The organism is Streptomyces sp. NPDC020875, from assembly GCF_040641415.1.
Classification (GTDB): Bacteria; Actinomycetota; Actinomycetes; order Streptomycetales; family Streptomycetaceae; genus Streptomyces.
The window spans coordinates 1-17,268 of the sequence record NZ_JBFADP010000074.1; the positions used below are offsets into that span (position 1 = coordinate 1).

Genomic DNA, 17,268 nt, shown 5'->3' on the forward strand with positions numbered 1-17,268 from the left:
GCACTGGCGGAGCCTGCCGCTGCCCGCCGCCGACGCGGACGGTACGGAGCTGCGGGTGGTGGTGCTGGTGGTGTGGCGGGTCCGGGGAACGAAGGGGACGGGCATGGAGGAGTACGCGAGCGCCAGGCTGCTGGAGCTGGCCCAGCGCGCGCTGGCCGCCGAGGGTATCCGGGCGGTCGCCCCCGTGACCGGCGGCGCCCTGCTGCCACCGGCCGCGAAACGCGCGTATGTCGCGGAAATCGCCCGTGAGCACGGTCTGCTGCCGCTGCTGCGGGTCGGCTCCGCCCTCTCGGCGGCCACCTCGGATCCGCTGATCGCCGCGCTGCTGAAGGCCGTCGACCCGAGGGATCTGTTCGAACGGTGGCGGCGGCTGGAGCGGTTCCAGCACTCCCGGCACCGGACGGCCGTCCGGGAGTACGGGCCTCGGCATCTCGTCGTCGAGCACATCGGGCCGCCCGGGGCGCCGCCGGAACCCGCCGAGGACGCCCTCGTCCTCGGTGTGCTGACGGCGCTGCTCACCCTGTCGGGCGCGCGGGACGTCCGGGTCACGGCGGGCGCCGACCGGCCGGTGACGGTGTTCTCGGACGGCTCGTTCCGGGCGCCTCCGCCCCGTACGGGCGGCGGCGTATGGCAGTTCGCCTGGTCGGCCGCGGCCCCCGGCGACGGCAGCCGTACCGGAATGACCGGCGAGACCGCGAACCCGAAAGAGCCCGGGACAGCGGGGAAAGCGGCGGCATCGGGAGCGGTGGGCCGGGACGAGGTCGCCCTGACCCGGCGGCTGATGGCCGCCGACCCCGCGCGGCGCTGGACCCTCGGAGCCCTCGCGGCCGAACTGGGCGTACCGGCCCGGAGTCTTCAGCGGCGACTGGCGGGGGCGGGCGGCTTCAGCGGGCTGCTGGCCGCGGTGCGCTCGGAGGCCGCCGCCGAGCTGCTGATCGGCGGCGACCATCCGATCGGGGTGATCGGCTTCGTCTGCGGCTATGCGGACCAGCCCCATTTCACCCGCCAGTTCGGGCGGCGGACCGCTTTGACGCCAGCCGTCTACCGCTCCGTGTTCCAGGAGCCCGGCGGGCGAACGGGCCGCGCCGGCGAACCGACCAGACGAAGGACATCATGAACCTCAGCGGCAGAACGGTTCTCGTCACGGGCGCGACCCGCGGCATCGGACGGGCCCTGACGCACCGGCTCACCGGACTCGGCGCGCATGTCGTGGCCGTGGGCCGGGATCCCGGCGGGCTCGCGGAGCTCACGGCCGCGTACAGCGACCGGGTGTCGCCCGAGGCGCTGGACCTCGCGGACCCGGACGCCGTCGACGCCTTCGCGGACCGGCTCCCGCATCGGCATCCGGACCTCTCCGTCGTCGTCAACAACGCCGGGGTACAGCATCTCAGCGACTTCGTCACCGGCGACCCGCGCGAACTGCGACCGGTGCTCCGGCGCGAACTGGCGGTCAATCTCGATGCCGTGATCACTCTCTCGACGGCGCTGCTGCCGCATTTCCGGAGTCTGCCGTCGGCCGCGATCGTCAATATCGGCAGCGGGCTGGCCGTCGTCCCCAAACCGTCGGCGCCCGTGTACTGCGCCACGAAGGCGGGGGTCCGTACCTTCACCCGGGCCCTGCGCTACCAGTGCGAGGACGCGGCGCCGCAGATCCTGGTGGTGGACGTGCTCCTGCCGCTGGTCGACACGGACATGACCGCGGGCCGGGGCCGGGGCAAGATCAGCCCGGCGGAGACGGCCGATGCGATCGTCGACGGGATCCGGCGCGGCCGTACGGAGATCCGGGTCGGCAAGGCCGCGCTGCTGCCCGCCCTGATGCGGGTCGCGCCGTCGCTCGGCTACCGGGCGCTGCGCCATGGCTGACGCGCCGGGGACACCGGCGGCGGGCCGTACCGCGCGGCTGCTGATCCGGCTGGACCGGGCCGCGCACCGGCCGTGGTTCCTGCCGGCGGTGGCCGTCTTCCCGCTCGGCGACTACGCGTTGCCGGTGCTGCCCAACCAGGTCCTGCTGACGGGGCTCTCGGCGCTGCGGCCCCGGCGGTGGCGGGCGATCGCCCTGACCTTCGTCATCGCCTCGGCCCTGGGGGCGTTCCTGGTGGCGACGGCGGTCCGGGCGGTCGGGCCCCGGCTGCTGGAGGCCGTCGGCCCGGTCCTCGGCGGCGCCGGTGAGCTACGGGAGGCGGGCGGGTTCGTGACCGAGTACGGGGCCCTGGCCGTGGCCGTACTCGCCCTGCTGCCGTGGACGCCCCGGGCGGCGGTGCTGGTCTGCGCGCTGGCGGGGGTGCCGCCCTGGTCGATCGGGGTCGCCGTACTGGTGGGCCGTCCCCTGCCGGTGGCGCTGCTGGCGGCGGCCGGTGCCCGGGCACCCCGGCTGTTGCGCCGGTTCCGCCGGATCGACCGGGTACTGACGGAGGCGGAGGCCCTGCGCACGGCCGCCGGGCCCGGCCCCGCGCGGGTGTCAACCGGTATGCCGACCGTGGCGTGAGGGACTGGGGTGAGGGCGGGGCACTGGGGGCGGTAGGGGTTGTGACCGGGGTACGGCGCCGATTGCATGGAGCAGGCACCGGAATCCCGTGGGACGCGGACCGGGCCGCTCAGGGCGCCCCGGGGACAGGGCGCCCGCTCCGGCGCCCCACCGGGCCCGGGCCGATCTCCCAGAGGAGCAACTCATGGCCAAGCGTTGGATCTCGCGTGTCGCGATCGCCGGTGGTGCGGCGATGGCACTGGCCCTGGCGAATGTGAGCACCGCTCATGCGGCCAATCTTTCCTTCTCCCTGAGCCACAACGGCAACAAGGTCGGCACGATGGCCCATCTCGACGCGGATCCGGACCGGATCCAGGTCTGCGACACCCGGGCCGACGGCCACGGCGTCACGGGCACGCTCTCGATTCTGCACGGGGCGGCGGGCTGGACCACCATCGCGGTCGTGGACGACGGCGGCGACGCGGGCTGCGACACGCTGCAGGTCCCGATCAGTGGTACCGCCTACTACGCGATGGAGCTGTGCTGGAACGGCCGCCCCGGTGTCTGCAAGGGCACCGGCCCCTTCCAGGAGTAGGGGTTCCCGGGCCCGGTGACGGCGCCCGTGCGATCGATCCGGCCGGCCGGGTTCCGATGACGGTACGTCAGTCACCGGGCCCGGCCGGTCTTCGCGTTTCCCCGACCCCCTCCCCCGCCCCCTCCACACCCCTCGGCGCCACCCAACAACCATCATGGCGCCAAATTAAGTGGCACATGGCGCCATCGATGTGTCATGCTTGCGCCGTAAGCGATGCCCCGGCGGCTTGACCGGGGTGCTCGGGGAGCGGGAACAAGGGGGCGGCATGGAACGGCACGCGGCGGACGACACCAATCGGACGACGGGCCGGTCGGCCTTCGCCCGGTTCGTGGCCTGCGGCGGCGGAACGGGCCTGGCCTCCAGTTTCGCCGTGACCGCCGCCGCTTCCTGGATGCCCTGGTTCGTGGCCAACGCCGTGATCACCGTGATCTCGACCCTGGTCGCCACCGAGCTGCACGCCCGCTTCACCTTCGGCACGGGCGGGCGCGCCACTTGGCGCCAGCACGTCCAGTCGGCCGGTACCGCGGTGGCGGGGTACGCGGTGACCGGCGCCGCGATGCTCGCTCTGCACGCCGTGGCGGAGGCGCCGGGCGCGGCTCTCCAGCAGATCGTCTATCTCTCCGCCTCGGCGGTCGCCGGAGTCGCCCGGTTCGCGGTGCTGCGGCTGGTCGTCTTCGCCCGGGGCCGGGGCCGGACGACGACCGCCGTCCGGACCGTGACCGTGGCCGCTACCCCGGCGCCCGCCGGTCCCCGGGCCCTCTGCCCCGCGGCCTGACGGACCGCCGAACGGCCCCCGCCCGATTCGTCCGGGCGGGGGCCGTTCACGGGTTCCGCGCGATCGCCGTGATCACCGCGGTCGACGGGCCCGACGGTCCGACGGGCGGGTCAGCGCTCGGCCGGATCCGTGGCGATGACGCTGTACGGATACGGCAGCGGCTGGTCGCCCGCCTTGGTCAGCAGCTCCGCGTCGGCCGGGTCGAGATCGACATCGGCCGCGCCGAGGACGTTCTCCAGCTGGTCCAGCGTGCGGGCGCCGACGATGGGGGCGGTGACCGCGGGCCGCCCGCCGAGCCAGGCGACGGCGACCTGGGCCGGGGTCAGCCCGCTCCGCTCGGCCACCTCGAAGAGGGCGTCCAGGACCCGCCAGGTCCGCTCGTCCTGGTACGCGCTCCACGACTCGCCCCAGCCGAACCGCTCGGCCGTCTCCACCCGGCTGCCCGCCGGTGGGGCGGTGTCGCCGCGCCGGATCTTTCCGCTGAGCCAGCCGCCGCGCAGCGGGCTCCACGGAATGACGCCGAGCCCCTCCTGCCGGGCCACCTCGATCAGCTCCCACTCGGTGGAGCGGTCCAGCAGGTTGTAGAGCGGCTGGAGGGCGACGAAGCGCTCCCAGCCGTGCTGCTTGCTGAGGTCCAGGGCCTTCTGGAGCTGCCAGCCGGTGAAGTTGCTGGCCCCCAGATAGCGGACCTTGCCGGACTTCACCAGGGTGTCGAGGGTGGAGAGGGTCTCCTCCAGCGGGGTCGCGGGGTCCCAGGCGTGCACCTGGTACAGATCTATGTGGTCGGTACCGAGTCTGCGCAGACTGGCCTCGACCCCGGCGATCAGATGCTTGCGGCCCAGACCCCGGTCGTTGGGGCTGTCGCCGGTGCCGTAACGGACCTTGGTGGCGATCACCAGATCGTCCCGGCGCCGGTTCTTGAGCCAGCGGCCCAGGATCTCCTCGGAGGCGCCCGCCGAGTAGATGTCGGCGGTATCGATGAAGTTGCCGCCCGCCTCGGTGTATCGGTCCAGGATCGCGTGGGACTCCTCCTCGGCGCTCTCCCGCCCGAACGTCATGGCGCCCAGGCAGAGTTCGCTTACCACCAGGCCGGTCGATCCCAGGAAGCGTTGACGCATGGTCGATGTCCTCTCGGCAGTTCGGTTCGCATACGGAAGGCGGGCGCGGGGCGGACCGGCGAAGCGGTCGGCGCTGAGCCCCGGGGCTCCCCCGCCTCCCGGACGACGACACGGCCGGACGGGCCCCGGGGGCGCGGATCCGGTACGTCAACCGACGGCATGGTGGACGTGACCGGTCCCCGGCCCGGCCTCCATCATCCCACAGGTGATCCACATCACCGCGAGAATTATTTGAGCCTACGGACCGTCAGATTCCGTCGCTCTTCGGCGAATCGGCTGCTCAGAGGTGCGCACGGACCGTCAGACGTGCACCCGGCCGTCCGTTTCGAGCGCGGCCAGCAGTTCGTCGTAACGGTCCAGACAGCTGTCGGTGCCGTACCGGGCCCGGGTGGCCCGGGCCCCCTCGGTCCGCCGCCCGGGCGAGAAGGCGGCGGTCTCCAGCAGGGCCGCGGCGAGCGCGCCGGAGTCCCCGGGCGGGACGAGCCTGCCGAAACCGGTACTGGCGACGGGTACCCGCATCCCGGGGGCGTCGCAGGCGACCGACGGGACTCCCGTCATCATCGCCTCGGTCTGCGAGATGCCGAACGACTCCTCGGCCACCGACGGCAGTGCGAAGACGTCCAGGGAGGCGTAGAACTCGGCTACTTGATCGTCCGTCAGGAAGCCGGTGAACCGGATCCGGGGATCCCCGGCGGAGCGTTCCCGCAACTCCCCTACGACACTGCCGCCCGCGACCTTCGAGTAGTCCCCCGCGATCAGCAGCCGGGCGGCGGGGTCCCCGATGGCGCGGAAGGCGTCGACCAGATGGTGCAGCCCCTTCTCGGGGGCGATCCGGCCGAGGAACCCGATATGCGGGCCCGGCCCGTCCCGGAACGTGGCGGGGGCCGGTTCGCGCTGCCGGCACGGCGGGGCGATCACCGCGAGCCTGTCCCCCATCAGCGCCCGGTGCCGGGAGTGGTCGGCGTGATCGGTGTTGTTGACCACGACGGCGGCAGAGCGGCGCAGGGCGGTCGCCACCGAGGCGTCCACCACGGGGATCTGGAGCCCGGCCGAGCGGCCGGGCGGCAGCCAGACGTCGTCGTGGTGGGTGGTGATCACGGGGGTACGTCCGGCCAGCAGTGCCAGCGGTCCGGCCTCCAGCATCGGCAGATGGATGTTGACGGCGCGGGAGGCCCGGGCCAGCCGGGCGGCCAGCGGGACGAAGCCGGGGCTGAGGACACCGCGCCCGATCCGGGCGGCGACGGGCGCCCGGAACACGTCCACCCCGTTGACGCGCTCCCGCCGGGGCGAGGCCGGATCGTGCCGGGAGGCGACCACGGCGACCCGGCGGCCCCGGGCGGCGAGCCCTTCGGCGACCGCCCGGGCCACCTCGGTCAGTCCACTGGTGTAGGGCAGGTAGTAGGTGAGGGCGACGGTCAGGTCGTAGCGGTGGGGGCGGGTGGCCCGGCTGGTGGTCATGGCAGCGCCTTCGGGTCGTCCGGTCCCGTGCGGTCGCCGTCGGCCCCGGCGGGCGGACGGTCCGGCGGGGAGAGCCGGAGCAGGATCAGTCGGTGGGTGGAGAGCCCGGCGGGCGGATCGTCCAGGGACTGGCGGTGGATCTCGACGTCCGGCGAGGCGAAGGTCCAGTCGAGCCGCCACAGCGCGGCCGGTCCGGCCGGGAACGTCGCCGGGTAGAGATCCGTACCGGACTCGGCGGTGTCGCGCAGCCCCCGGAACCAGCGCAGGTCGGCGCTGCCCGGCAGGGTGTTGAGATCGCCGCCGAGTACCACCGGGTTGGGGTTGGCGTCGAGGTCGGCGCGGAGCGCGCGCAGATGGAGCTGTCGGCGGTGGGCGTGCGAGCCGACCTCGCGGTAGTACGACGGGGTCAGCGGATTGCGGTCGACGTTCAGCAGGTCGGGCAGATGGGTGTTGTAGAGCGACAGGGTGCGGCCGTCGACCTCGATGTCGGTCCGCACCACCCGGACGTTCCAGTAGTCGGGCCAGTCGGTGGGGGGCGGGGGCAGTCCGGCGGGGCGCAGGGCGCGCCGCAGGGTGACGGGGTGGCGGGAGAGGGTGAGGAACGCCCCGTCGGTGGCGATCCGGTAGCCGGGGAAGGCGGCCCTGAGCCGGGCGAGGTCGTCGATCGGGACGGGCCGGTCCCCGCGGGCGTTCTGGTACTCCTGGAGCAGATAGACATCGGCGTCGTAGCGGCGCAGATAGTCGAAGAAGCGGTCGGGGTCGGCGTCCTGGTGCCAGAAGAAGGTGTTCCAGGTGACGACGCGCAGGGCATCGGCGGGGACGGGTCCCCGGTCGCGCAGCAGGGCGCCGGGGTGGATCCCTGACTGTCCGGCGCCCAGCAGCAGGGCGAGGACGAGCAGGGGCAGGGTGATCCGGCGCCGCCGCCGGAGCAGGGCGGCGGGGAGCAGCAGGGCGAGGGGGACGGCCAGATAGGCGAGCGGTGGGGCGAGGTCGATTCCGTTCCAGAGCCACCACCGTCCGCTGAAGGCGGTCCTGAGAACGGTGTTCAGCGCCCAGAGGGCCGCGAGGGCGCAGAGCGCCGTACCGGCGATCCGGCCCGCCCGGGCGCGGGGGCCCGGGGTGGCGGGCCCGGCACCCGGACCGGCCGGGGCGTCGGTGAACGGCGCGTCCCCGGGCTCCGTAAGGCCGCCGGGCCGCCGGCCGCCCCCCGGGCCGGCCTCGGAGACCGGGCCGGGCCCGCCGTCGGGGTCCCGGCGCTGCTCGGTGTCCGTTCCGGTGTCGGATCCAGCGGGGGTGTTCACGCGGTCGCCCCGGCGGTCCGGCCGGTGTCACGGGGCTCGGGCGGGTCGTACAGGCGGCGGAATCGCCGTGAGGTCAGCCACTGGAGGACTCCGATACCCGCCCCGAGGGCGATGACGGCGTTGACGGCGAAGTGCGCCAGGGCGAAGTAGCCGGTGAAGCCGTACCCCTTGCGCCGGAGGACGAAGGCGTACAGGGACCGGTCGGCGAGCAGGGAGCCCGCGGCCAGGGCGGCGGGCAGCAGCGCCCAGACGGCGCCGAGCAGGATGAGGGGCAGGGTGACCAGGGCCAGCAGGGCGGCGACGCTGGCTCCGGCGCGCGGTCCGGTGGCGATCCCGCCCGGCAGGTCGCGCCGGTCGACGTAGAGGGGGATGTGCAGGCGGGTGCGGTGGAAGACCTTGCGGAGCACCACCCGCCAGGTGTCGTCGTGGTCGTGGCGGCCCCGGACGGTGGTGGAGCTGTGGACCTCGTAGCGGCGGCGGATCCGGGCGGCGTAGTCGCCGTCCTCGGTGTGCCGCAGTCCCCGGTTGAACGGTCCGATCTCGGCGAAGACGGCGGCCGGGATGGCGCAGATCGCGGTATGAAGAGTGCCGATCCGGCCCTCGTGTTCGGCGAGCCAGTAGTACTGGTGGAGGCAGCGGTACTCCTCGATCCGGCTGTCGCGGATCAGGGGTTCGGCGTCGTAGGTGCCGCAGACCGCGCCGATCCGGGGGTCCGTACGGAGCAGGGCGACCGCGTTGGCGACGGCGTCCGGTTCCATGGCGACGTCGGAGTCGACGAAGACCACGATCTCGCCGCGGGCGTGGTCGGCGCCTGTGTTGCGGGCGTGGGCGACTCCGCTGTTGACCCCGGTACTGACGACCCGTACGCCGAGGGACCGGGCGACGGCCACCGAGTCGTCGGTACTGCAGTCGTCGGCGAGCAGGATCTCCAGCGGCCGATAGGTCTGGGCCTGGGCCGCGCGCAGACAGAGCTCCAGCGCGCGGCCGTAGTTGTAGTTCGGGACGACGACCGAGACCAGGGGGTTTCCGGTGGGGCTGGACATGTCGGGCCGTGCCTCTCGGGTGGTCGGAAGGGGGGCGGGCGGGGTCGTACGGCGGGCACCGGCGGTCGGGCCGGGGCGGGGCGGGGCGGTCTAGGGGGCCGCCAGGAGCAGGGCGGTGCCGATGAGTACGGCCCACAGCGCCGAGTTGACGAGGGTGGCCCGGTCGCGGAGCAGTACCCGGACGGGGTCGCCGCCGCCCTCTTCGACCAGCAGTACCTGGAGGTAGCGGGCCAGTCCGAAGACGGCGCAGAGCGCGGAGAGCAGGGCCGTGGTGTGGGCCGCGCCCGCGAAGACGGGGTCCTCGTCGAGGAAGAGCAGATAGGAGACGGCGGTCAGACCGGCGATCAGTCCGATCAGATGGTCGACAAAGCCGATGGTGTAGCCGCTCAGGGCGGGGCGGTGGCCCGGTTCGGCGGCGGTGAGTTCATGGCGGCGTTTGCCGAGGGAGAGCAGCAGGCAGAAGGAGAAGACGCAGACGGCGAGCCACTGCGGTACGGGTCTGCCGACGGCGGCGCAGCCCAGGGCGAGCCGGAGGACGAATCCGGTGGCGACGATGAACGCGTCGAGCAGGGGGATGTGTTTCAGTCCCCGGCTGTAGCTCAGGCTGAGCAGCAGATAGACGGTGACGGGCCACCATTCGGCGATGGGCCGGGGCAGTACGGCCCCGGTGAGCGCGGCGGCCAGGACGGCGGTCAGGGCGAGCGCCCCGCCGGTGCCGATCCGCCCGGCGGCCAGCGGGCGGTGCCGCTTGGCCGGGTGGAGCCGGTCGCGTTCGCGGTCGGCGAGGTCGTTGATCACATAGACGATCGCGGAGGCGAGGGTGAAGACGGTCAGGGCCCAGAGGATCCGTCCGGCGCCGGACGGCGTCCAGGTACGGGTGTCGAGCAGGGCGAGTGGGACGACGGCCAGGTTCTTGACCCACTGGCCTGGTCTGACCAGGGCCAGCAGGTCCGCCAGGGGCCGGGGCCGGCTCCGGGGGCCGGTGGCCGCGGGCGGGGTGACGAAGGCGGGTGGGGCCGCCACGCGCACGGGCGCGGCGGAGAACTTCGGGATGTCCACGACGGGGTTCTCCACTGCTGGGTCAGGGGTCAGAAGAAGACCTTGGCCAGCCCGAGCGCGCCCTGTCTCCAGGGGTCGCGGCTGGTCCGGCCGCCGGTGCCGGTGGTGGCGCGGGCGGGCGGCAGGGTGCGCCACCAGTCGTAGGTGCGCAGCACGGCGTCCCGGTTGGACTGCCGGGGTCGGAAGCCGAGCCGTTCCGTGGCCCGACTGATGTCGACATAGCTGTCGTCGAGGAGCTTGTAGAGCAGCCGTCCGTAGACGGGTGAGAGGCCGCTGCGTTCCAGTCCGCGGAGTACGGCGAGGGCCGGTCCGGCGGGGAGCGAGACGACTCTCTTGCCGTGTCCCGCGGCGTCGAGGACGGCCTGGAAGTCCTCGCGTATGGTGCCGAACTCGGCGGCGCCGACGTTGTAGACGTCATTGGCGGTCTCCGGCGGCGCCTCCAGGACGCGGATCACCACATCGACCAGGTCGGCCATGCCGAACATCTGGATCCGGACGTCGCCCCGGCCCAGGACCGGGAAGTTCCGTTTCTCGTCGGCCCATTCGAAGAGCATCGAGAACAGCCCCATCCGGCCGGGGCCGACGAAGGTCTTGGGCCGGAGTACCGGCAGGCACATGCCGCGGGCCCGGAACTCCTCGCAGACCTCCTCGGCCTCGGCTTTGGCGCGGCTGTACGGGTCGACGGGTTCGCGCGGGTGCTCCTCGGGGGTGGGGACTCGCTTGGGGAGTCCGTAGACGGCGGTGGAGGAGATATGCGTGACGCGCGGGATCCGGGCCCGTTCGGCGGCGGTGAGCACGGTGCGGGTGCCGTCGACGGTGATGGAGCGGATCTGGTCGACGGGGTAGCTGGGCAGGGCGGCGGCGCAGTGCACCAGCGCGTCGGCCCCGGCGAAGGCGCGGTCCAGGGCGGCGCCGTCGCGGATATCGGCGATCAGGTGCCGGGCGCCGGACGGGGTGTGTTCGGCGGGGCGCAGGTCGACGCCGGTGACGTCGTGGCCGTCGGCGGCCAGCCGGGCGACGAGATGGGAGCCGAGCATGCCCGCGGCTCCGGTGACGGCGACGCTCAGGCCCATCGGGAGACCGCCTTGTCCTTGACGAAGGAGGTGAGCAGCCGGGTGAGGCCCTTGGCGAGGGTCTGTTCGAAGGCGTCGAGGAAGAGTTCCGCGTCGGCGGGTTCGGCGACCAGGGGCGGGGCGACGACCAGGGGGCTGCGGCCGTTGAGGGTGTAGTAGAGGAAGATGTCGTGGTCCTGGTACATGGCGTTGATCACGGCGCAGGTGATCAGTTTGGTCCTGAGCAGCGGATCGCGGGCGAGGCCGCCGGGGGCGAGTTTGGCGGCGAGGTCGAGGACGCGGGGGCCGCCGTCGAGGAAGACTCCGTGGAGCGCGCCGGAGCCCCGGGTGTCGGCGATGATGTCGGGGAACTGCTTCCGCAGCCGGGCGAGTCCGGGGGCGAGGACCCGTTCGAGGGCGCGGGCGCGGGCCGGATAGTCGTCCTCGATGGCGATGTTGACGGCCTCGATGGCGGTGGCGGTCTCCTCGCCGAAGCCGTAGTAGGTGGTGCTGGTGGACTGGAGCATGGCGTCGCCGAGGCTGTCGTACGCCTTCCTGAAGACGGGCTCGCGGGCGATGAAGGCGGAGATGGACGATTTGCCGCCGCCGAAGGACTTGGAGGTGGTGACCACGTCGGGTACGAGCCCCGGGTAGCGGGTGAAGTGGAAGAGGCTGCCGGTCTTGCCCCAGCCGGTGTAGATCTCGTCGAAGATCAGCACGATGTCCTCGGCGGTGCACAGTTCCCGCAGTCCGCGCAGGAACTCCTCGGAGCACTCGTTCATGGTGGAGGCGGAGAACGGTTCGATCAGGACGGCGTAGACGTCGCAGCGGCCCTTGGCGTCGCGGGCGGCGGCGACGGCCGCGCGGACCGACTCCAGGTCGCCGTAGGTGAAGGAGGAGACGCCGGGGATGCCGGGGAAGGCGAAGGCGGCGGACTGGGCGCTGCCGGTGAGGCTGCCGGAGCCGAGGAGTTTGCCGTGGAAGCTGATGTCGGCGTGGAGGATCCGGCCGCGCCGCCCCGAGTGGTACTTGTACGCGAGCTTCACCGCGCCCTCCACCGCCTCCGCGCCCGAGTTGGGGAAGAAGGACTGGGTGAGGTCGCCCGGGAGCAGCCGGGCCAGGTTGTGGCCGAGGGCGGCGACGTAGGGCGAGAAGTAGGTCTTGTGGACCTCCATCCGGCGCCGTTCCTGGAACCGGCGGCGGGCGGCCAGGACGCGGGGGTGGTTGTGGCCGTGGTTGAGTACGCCGACGCCGCCGGTGAAGTCCAGGATGCGGCGGCCGTCGCGGGTGTGGATCCAGGCGCCCTCGGCGTGGTCGACGAGTTCCCGGCCGAAGCCGAAGGAGGTCATCAGGGAGACCTGGCTCCGGTTGACGTACGAGCGGTACAGGTCGTGGACTTGGCGTACGGTCAGCTGTTCGGCCTCGTCGAGGCTGATCAGTGGTGCTGCGGAGGTCATCGGACCCCTTCCGGGACGGTGGTACGGGACAGGGCGCCGGGCGCGGGGGCGGCGAGCTTGGCCCAGAGCAGGGCGGCACCGGTGGCGGCGATCTCGCTGAGGACGCAGACCAGCCGGCTGGCGATCACCGCTGCGGTGGCGGCGGTGAGGGGCATCACGGCGGTCAGCGGGGCGAGCAGGACCAGTTCGCGGGCGCCGATGCCGTCGGGCAGGACGAAGGCGAGGCTGCCCGCGACGGTGGCGAGGGCGAAGCCGCCGACGGCCACCGGGAGCGCGGGGCCCGCCGGGGCGCCGAACAGGACGACCAGCGCCCACAGATGCAGTCCGGAGACGGCCCAGGACGCCAGGGCGAGCAGGATCGAGCGGCGGACGGCCCGGGCGGAGCCGGGTGCGACCGGGGGCCGCCGGGCCAGTCGCAGGGCGCGGGCCACCAGGTGGTTAACCCAGCCGGGCCGTACGTAGGCGGCGACGGCCAGCAGTACCAGCGGGGCGAGCGCCCAGGCGTGGCCGCCGAGGACGGCGGGGGCCGTCAGCAGTCCGGCGCCCGCGCCGGTGGCGATGCCGATCACCAGCCCGAGCCCGAATCCGGCCAGCATCCGTTCGGGCGCCACTCCGGCGTCCCGGCCGAGCTGGACATGGGCGAGTACGCCCCAGATCCGGCCGGGCACGAACTTGCTGATGAAGCCGATGAAGAAGATCCGGGCGGCGACGGGCGCCGGGAGCCGGGTCTCGCCGTCCGCGACCAGGACGCGCCAGGAGAGCATGGACAGCATCAGCCCGGCCGCGTTGGCGAGGACGGCGGCGGCCAGCAGCACGGCCCCGCCGGGCCGCCGGGCGGCGGCCGCCAGTTCCGTACCCGCGCCGTCGAGCGCGCCGCCGACGGCCAGCGCCGTCGCGCCGAGCAGGACGACGGCGGCGGCGGCGCGCAGGACCCGGGAGCGCGTCGAGCGCCGGGCACCGGCCGGGGGACCCGGCGGCTGCCCCGGGCCGTACGGTCTCTCCGGGTCCGGCCCGTCGTCCGTGGTGGGGCCCGGGGCCGGGCGGGCCGGTACGGGGTCACTCACCGGCCAACCGCCGCCGGGCTCGTGCCGCCCCACCCGTGGCACCGCCGGACGACCCGGCGGGCGTACGGTCCTTCCGGCGTCGTACCGAGGGGCCGAACCCCGGGTCGACCAGCCAGCGGACCGCCCCGACCAGGGCGCCCGACACCAGCGCCAGATGGACCAGGAAGTGCGCCAGCAGGAACCACGGCAGAAAGCCCACACCACGGCGCCGGACCGCGAACCGGGCCAGCCCCGGGTCCACCAGGGCGAACCAGAGCAGACAGGCCGCGGGTACCGCCAGCAGCCAGGGCGAGAGCAGAGCGAGCGGTACGGTGGCGGGCACCAGGGCCGCGGCGAGCGCGCCCGCCGGGCGATTGGCCTTCAGACCGCCGCCGCCCCGGCGCTCCACCGCCGCCACCGGGACCAGCAGCTGCGAGCGGCGGAACTGTTCGGAGAGCATCGGACCGAGCCGGTCGACGTCGTCGTGCCGCCCCACCACGGTCTCGGTCATCCTGATCCGGTACGCCGCGCCGAGCCGGTCGCTGTACTCGACGTCCTCCGAGTCCCGCAGGTTCTCGTCGAACGGACCGACCTCGTCGAAGACGGCGCGGGGCATGGCCGCCAGGGCGAAGATCGCGGTACCGACCACACCGACGCTGCGGCGGCGCCAGAAGTGCGCGTGAATGGCCCGGTAGCGCTCCACGGGCCCGTCGTCGTAGAGGGGCTCGGGATCGTAGATGCCATGGACGCAGCCGGTGCCCGGATCGCTCAGCAGCAGGTCGACGGCGTTGGCGAGGGCGTCGGGGGCGAGGGCGACATCCGAGTCGAGATAGAACAGGATCTCGCCCCGGCTGTGCCGGGCGCCGAGGTTCCGGGCCGCCGACACCCCCCGGTTGACCGGGGATTCCACTAGCACGACGGGGAATCGCCCGGCCACCGTACGGGTGGTGTCGGTACTGCGGTCGTCGACGACCACCACCTCCAGCGGGGCGAGGGTCTGGGCGTAGACCGACTCCAGGACGGTGCCCAGGGTCTTCGCCGCGTTGTAGGCGGGGATGATCACGGAAACGGTGGGTCGTTCCCCTGGCATGTCACTCCCTGACTTCTCGGTTCGGCGGTACCGGCCGGCTCGACCCGGACCAGGGCCGCCAGCGCCCAGCCGACGGGGTCCGGGCAGCGGGCGAGCGCCCCGGTGAGGAATCCGAAGGCGGCGCCCTCGGCGTCGAGCGGGTCGACCGCCTCCATGAACAGGGCGGCGTGGACCCGGTCCGGGCCCGCGACGGCGTGCAGATGCGCGGGGACCGCGGTGTCACCGGCGGCCCGGGGCCGCCGGAACGTTCTCAGGATCTCGGCCAGTTCACCGGGCCCGGGGGTACCCGGGGAGCATCTGGCCTCGGCAAGGATCAGCAACGCGGTCACGAGGTACATGAGGCGGCGCGCGCTCGGGGATCAGTCCCGTCCGGTCCCGTCCGGGGGTCTTCCCGGGTCGGCGGCGGGTGCGGTCGGGCCGGTCACGGCCGGTCCGGCGGATTTCCCGGAGCCGGGTGTCCCGGCGGGGGGACCGGCGGACGGACCGGCGAAGGAGCCGGTGAACGGGTCGGTGAACGGGTCGCCGGACGGGCCGGGACAGGACGCGGGCCCACGCGGTGAATTGATCATGTGTCTGCTCCCCTCGGCAGTCGGACCGGATGCTCTCCGGCCCGCCGCCGATTCTCACGGGCCCGCCGGACACCGGGCCAGAGCGGCGGATGGCCGCCGGTTCCCCGGCGCCCGGCGGCCACCCGGCGCCGGTCCGCGGATCGCCGCCGAGCAGGCCGAACCCACCCGCTGGCAGGGAGATGCCCGGCACCTTTCGGCCATGCCCTCCGACTGGTCCATACCATTGGCAGGGCCGAGGATGTACCCCGGCGCCACCCCGCCCGGTCCGGACGCGCGTTACCCGGCCGAATCCCGCACTCGCGCCCACCCCTGCGCACCCGAGCGGAATGATGTGCGCAAAAACCGGAGATTTGGGGGGAACGATTGTTTGACGCACTCGGCCTCGATCCACAGACAGAAGCCGTCTACCGGCTCTTTCTGGAGGAACCCGAGCTAAGACTCGACCAGATCGTCACCAGAGCCGGCCGGAGCGAGCAGGAGGTTCGCTCCGCGCTCGACCGGCTCGCCGACCTCTGCTTACTCGATCAGGCGGAGATCCACGCGGCGGGCGAACAGCTCTTCCGCGCCACCGACCCCGATGTCGGCCTCTCCTATCTGCTCTCCCGGCGCGAAGCCGAACTCGCCAAACAGCAACGCGGCCTGGAGGAGGCCAGGGCGGCGGTCACCACCCTCACGGCCCGCCGCACCGCCCGGCTGCCGCGCGGCTACGACGTCGCCAAACGGCTGGAAGGCCGGGACGAGATGCGGATCCGTCTCGCCGAACTCACCGAACTGGTCCGGTTCGAATATCTCTCCCTGCTGCCCGGCGGCGCCCAGCCGCCCGACGCCATCGCCGACAGCAGACCGCTCGACCAGCGGGCGCTCGCCCGCGGCGTCCGGATCCGCAGCATCTACCAGGACAGCTTCCGCAACGCCCCGGAGACCGTCCGCTACGTCAACTGGCTCGGCGGCCTGGGCGGCGAGGCCCGTACCCTGCCGTCCCTGGCGGTCCCCATGGTGATCTTCGACCGCGAGGTGGCGCTCGTCCCGCTCGACCCCGGGGACGGCCGGGCCGGGGCGCTGGAACTGCGCAGCGTCGGCGCGGTCACCGTCGCCCGGCTGCTCTTCGAGGAGTACTGGTCCCGGGCCAACCCCGTCGGCCCCGCCCCGCCCCACGACCGGCACGGTCTCAGCCCGCAGGAGAAGGAGCTGCTACGACTCCTCTCCCGGGGCCACACCGACGAGAGCATCGCCCGCCGCCTCGGGGTCTCCCTGCGCACGGTCCGCCGGATGAACGCGGATCTGACCGGCAGACTCTCCGCCCGCAGCCGCTTCCAGGCGGGGGCCGAGGCGGTCCGCCGGGGCTGGATCTGACGCCTCCGGGCGCCGTCCCGAGTGCCCCGGGGACGGTGCCCGGCCCGGTCGCGCCCCGATCGGGGCGAACCGGTCGCGTCAGAGCTCCCACCACCATGCTTCGAGTTCGTCGTCCTCGGCGAACTCCGGCGGTACAGCACAGGGCGACCGCCGGGCGGCGGCCAGGGCGCCCGTACGGCGGACCACGGCACGCAGCTCCCGTACGCCGGGCAGCTCCGCGAGTTCGGCGCGGTCGAAGGGCAGCCCGGCGGGGCCGCCGAGCAGGGTCCCGCAGCCGAACGCGTACCACATGCCGACGAGTTCGCGGTCCCCCTCCCGCTCGGCGGCGACGGCGACCGCCAGCACGGCCTCGATCAGTCGGACCGGCCGCGGCGCGACGGCGTCGGGACCGGTCAGCTCACCGGCGGCGGCCATCCGCCGCCACAACGCGGTACCCGCGTCGCAGTAGAGGTACGGCGGCTCGGCATAGCCGTCCTCCAGCCAGGACTCGTAGCCCGCGAAGCCGGGGGCGTCCTCGTCGAAGTCCCGCAGCCCGGTGAACCCGGTGAGGGTGTCGAAGTATCCGGAGCGCTCGGCGTAGTCGGGGTGCCGGTCGACCGCGAAGTGGTAGGTGTACCGGCGGCGCAGCAGGATCTCCATCACCCGGAAGTGGGTGAAGGAGCAGTCATGACCGTTCTGGAACCGGTAGAGCGCCGCGAACAGGTCCCGGACGTGCGGATCGTCCGGGGCGGCATGCCGGTCCAGAACGCGTACCGAGTCCGCGACCAGGTCCTCGATCTCATGCATGGACATCGGTACTCCCCCGGGGCCGGTGGTATCGGTACCCGGGATCATCCCAGGGCGCTCCCCACGGACCTCACCCTCCACAGGACGGTCTTCGCGGCCGTTCCC

General features: G+C 73.4%; 17 protein-coding genes. 6 read left to right on the forward strand and 11 right to left on the reverse strand.

Annotated elements, in window-relative coordinates; all coding sequences use genetic code 11:
* The 5 genes from AB0G74_RS30815 to AB0G74_RS30835 all read left to right on the forward strand — a co-directional run.
* On the forward strand, positions 1 to 1,117 hold a 1,117-nt coding region (locus tag AB0G74_RS30815), incomplete at its 5' end, for an AraC family transcriptional regulator (RefSeq protein WP_361152928.1).
* Positions 1,114 to 1,863: an SDR family NAD(P)-dependent oxidoreductase gene (locus AB0G74_RS30820; RefSeq protein WP_361152930.1), complete on the forward strand. Its 750-nt coding sequence runs from the start codon at positions 1,114 to 1,116 to the stop codon at positions 1,861 to 1,863. The genes AB0G74_RS30815 and AB0G74_RS30820, both read left to right, overlap by 4 nt.
* Positions 1,856 to 2,485: a hypothetical protein gene (locus AB0G74_RS30825; RefSeq protein WP_361152932.1), complete on the forward strand. Its 630-nt coding sequence runs from the start codon at positions 1,856 to 1,858 to the stop codon at positions 2,483 to 2,485. Before AB0G74_RS30820 ends, AB0G74_RS30825 begins: the two co-directional genes overlap by 8 nt.
* 184 nt (positions 2,486 to 2,669) lie before the next feature.
* A complete protein-coding gene (locus tag AB0G74_RS30830; RefSeq protein ID WP_361152935.1) occupies positions 2,670 to 3,059 on the forward strand; it encodes a hypothetical protein in 390 nt (129 codons plus the stop codon).
* 265 nt (positions 3,060 to 3,324) lie between these two features.
* Positions 3,325 to 3,834, forward strand: coding sequence for a GtrA family protein (locus tag AB0G74_RS30835; protein ID WP_361152938.1), 510 nt, complete (start codon positions 3,325 to 3,327; stop codon positions 3,832 to 3,834).
* Between the two features lie 110 nt (positions 3,835 to 3,944).
* Here the strand turns inward: AB0G74_RS30835 and AB0G74_RS30840 are convergent, their stop codons facing one another.
* The 10 genes from AB0G74_RS30840 to AB0G74_RS30885 all read right to left on the reverse strand — a co-directional run bounded on the left by AB0G74_RS30840 (position 3,945) and on the right by AB0G74_RS30885 (position 14,784).
* A complete protein-coding gene (locus tag AB0G74_RS30840) occupies positions 3,945 to 4,952 on the reverse strand; it encodes an aldo/keto reductase (protein ID WP_361152940.1) in 1,008 nt (335 codons plus the stop codon).
* Positions 4,953 to 5,252: 300 nt separating this feature from the next.
* Positions 5,253 to 6,410: a glycosyltransferase family 4 protein gene (locus AB0G74_RS30845; protein ID WP_361152943.1), complete on the reverse strand. Its 1,158-nt coding sequence runs from the start codon at positions 6,408 to 6,410 to the stop codon at positions 5,253 to 5,255.
* Positions 6,407 to 7,711, reverse strand: a complete 1,305-nt coding sequence (locus AB0G74_RS30850; RefSeq protein WP_361152946.1) for an endonuclease/exonuclease/phosphatase family protein — start codon at positions 7,709 to 7,711, stop codon at positions 6,407 to 6,409. Before AB0G74_RS30850 ends, AB0G74_RS30845 begins: the two co-directional genes overlap by 4 nt.
* Complete coding sequence (locus AB0G74_RS30855; protein WP_361152949.1) at positions 7,708 to 8,754, reverse strand: glycosyltransferase family 2 protein; 1,047 nt, start codon at positions 8,752 to 8,754, stop codon at positions 7,708 to 7,710. Before AB0G74_RS30855 ends, AB0G74_RS30850 begins: the two co-directional genes overlap by 4 nt.
* Positions 8,755 to 8,844: 90 nt before the next feature.
* Positions 8,845 to 9,813, reverse strand: a complete 969-nt coding sequence (locus AB0G74_RS30860; protein ID WP_361152951.1) for a UbiA prenyltransferase family protein — start codon at positions 9,811 to 9,813, stop codon at positions 8,845 to 8,847.
* 29 nt (positions 9,814 to 9,842) lie between these two features.
* On the reverse strand, positions 9,843 to 10,886 hold the full coding sequence (locus AB0G74_RS30865) for an NAD-dependent epimerase/dehydratase family protein (RefSeq protein ID WP_361152954.1): 1,044 nt from the start codon (positions 10,884 to 10,886) through the stop codon (positions 9,843 to 9,845).
* Positions 10,877 to 12,322 (reverse strand): aminotransferase class III-fold pyridoxal phosphate-dependent enzyme, encoded by a 1,446-nt coding sequence (locus tag AB0G74_RS30870; RefSeq protein ID WP_361152957.1) that lies wholly within the window; start codon positions 12,320 to 12,322, stop codon positions 10,877 to 10,879. Before AB0G74_RS30870 ends, AB0G74_RS30865 begins: the two co-directional genes overlap by 10 nt.
* Complete coding sequence (locus tag AB0G74_RS30875) at positions 12,319 to 13,386, reverse strand: lysylphosphatidylglycerol synthase domain-containing protein (protein WP_361152960.1); 1,068 nt, start codon at positions 13,384 to 13,386, stop codon at positions 12,319 to 12,321. The genes AB0G74_RS30870 and AB0G74_RS30875 overlap by 4 nt, the downstream gene beginning before the upstream one ends.
* Complete coding sequence (locus AB0G74_RS30880; RefSeq protein WP_361152962.1) at positions 13,379 to 14,455, reverse strand: glycosyltransferase family 2 protein; 1,077 nt, start codon at positions 14,453 to 14,455, stop codon at positions 13,379 to 13,381. The genes AB0G74_RS30875 and AB0G74_RS30880 overlap by 8 nt, the downstream gene beginning before the upstream one ends.
* Entirely contained in the window at positions 14,425 to 14,784 is a 360-nt protein-coding gene (locus AB0G74_RS30885) for a hypothetical protein (protein WP_361152965.1), read from the reverse strand. Before AB0G74_RS30885 ends, AB0G74_RS30880 begins: the two co-directional genes overlap by 31 nt.
* A gap of 603 nt (positions 14,785 to 15,387) precedes the next feature.
* Between AB0G74_RS30885 and AB0G74_RS30890 the strand changes: the two genes are divergently transcribed.
* Positions 15,388 to 16,377: a helix-turn-helix transcriptional regulator gene (locus AB0G74_RS30890; RefSeq protein ID WP_361152968.1), complete on the forward strand. Its 990-nt coding sequence runs from the start codon at positions 15,388 to 15,390 to the stop codon at positions 16,375 to 16,377.
* Between the two features lie 78 nt (positions 16,378 to 16,455).
* On the opposite strand, the gene AB0G74_RS30895 is transcribed toward AB0G74_RS30890, so the two are convergent.
* Positions 16,456 to 17,169, reverse strand: coding sequence for a hypothetical protein (locus AB0G74_RS30895; protein WP_361152971.1), 714 nt, complete (start codon positions 17,167 to 17,169; stop codon positions 16,456 to 16,458).
* Between the last annotated feature and the right edge of the window lie 99 nt (positions 17,170 to 17,268).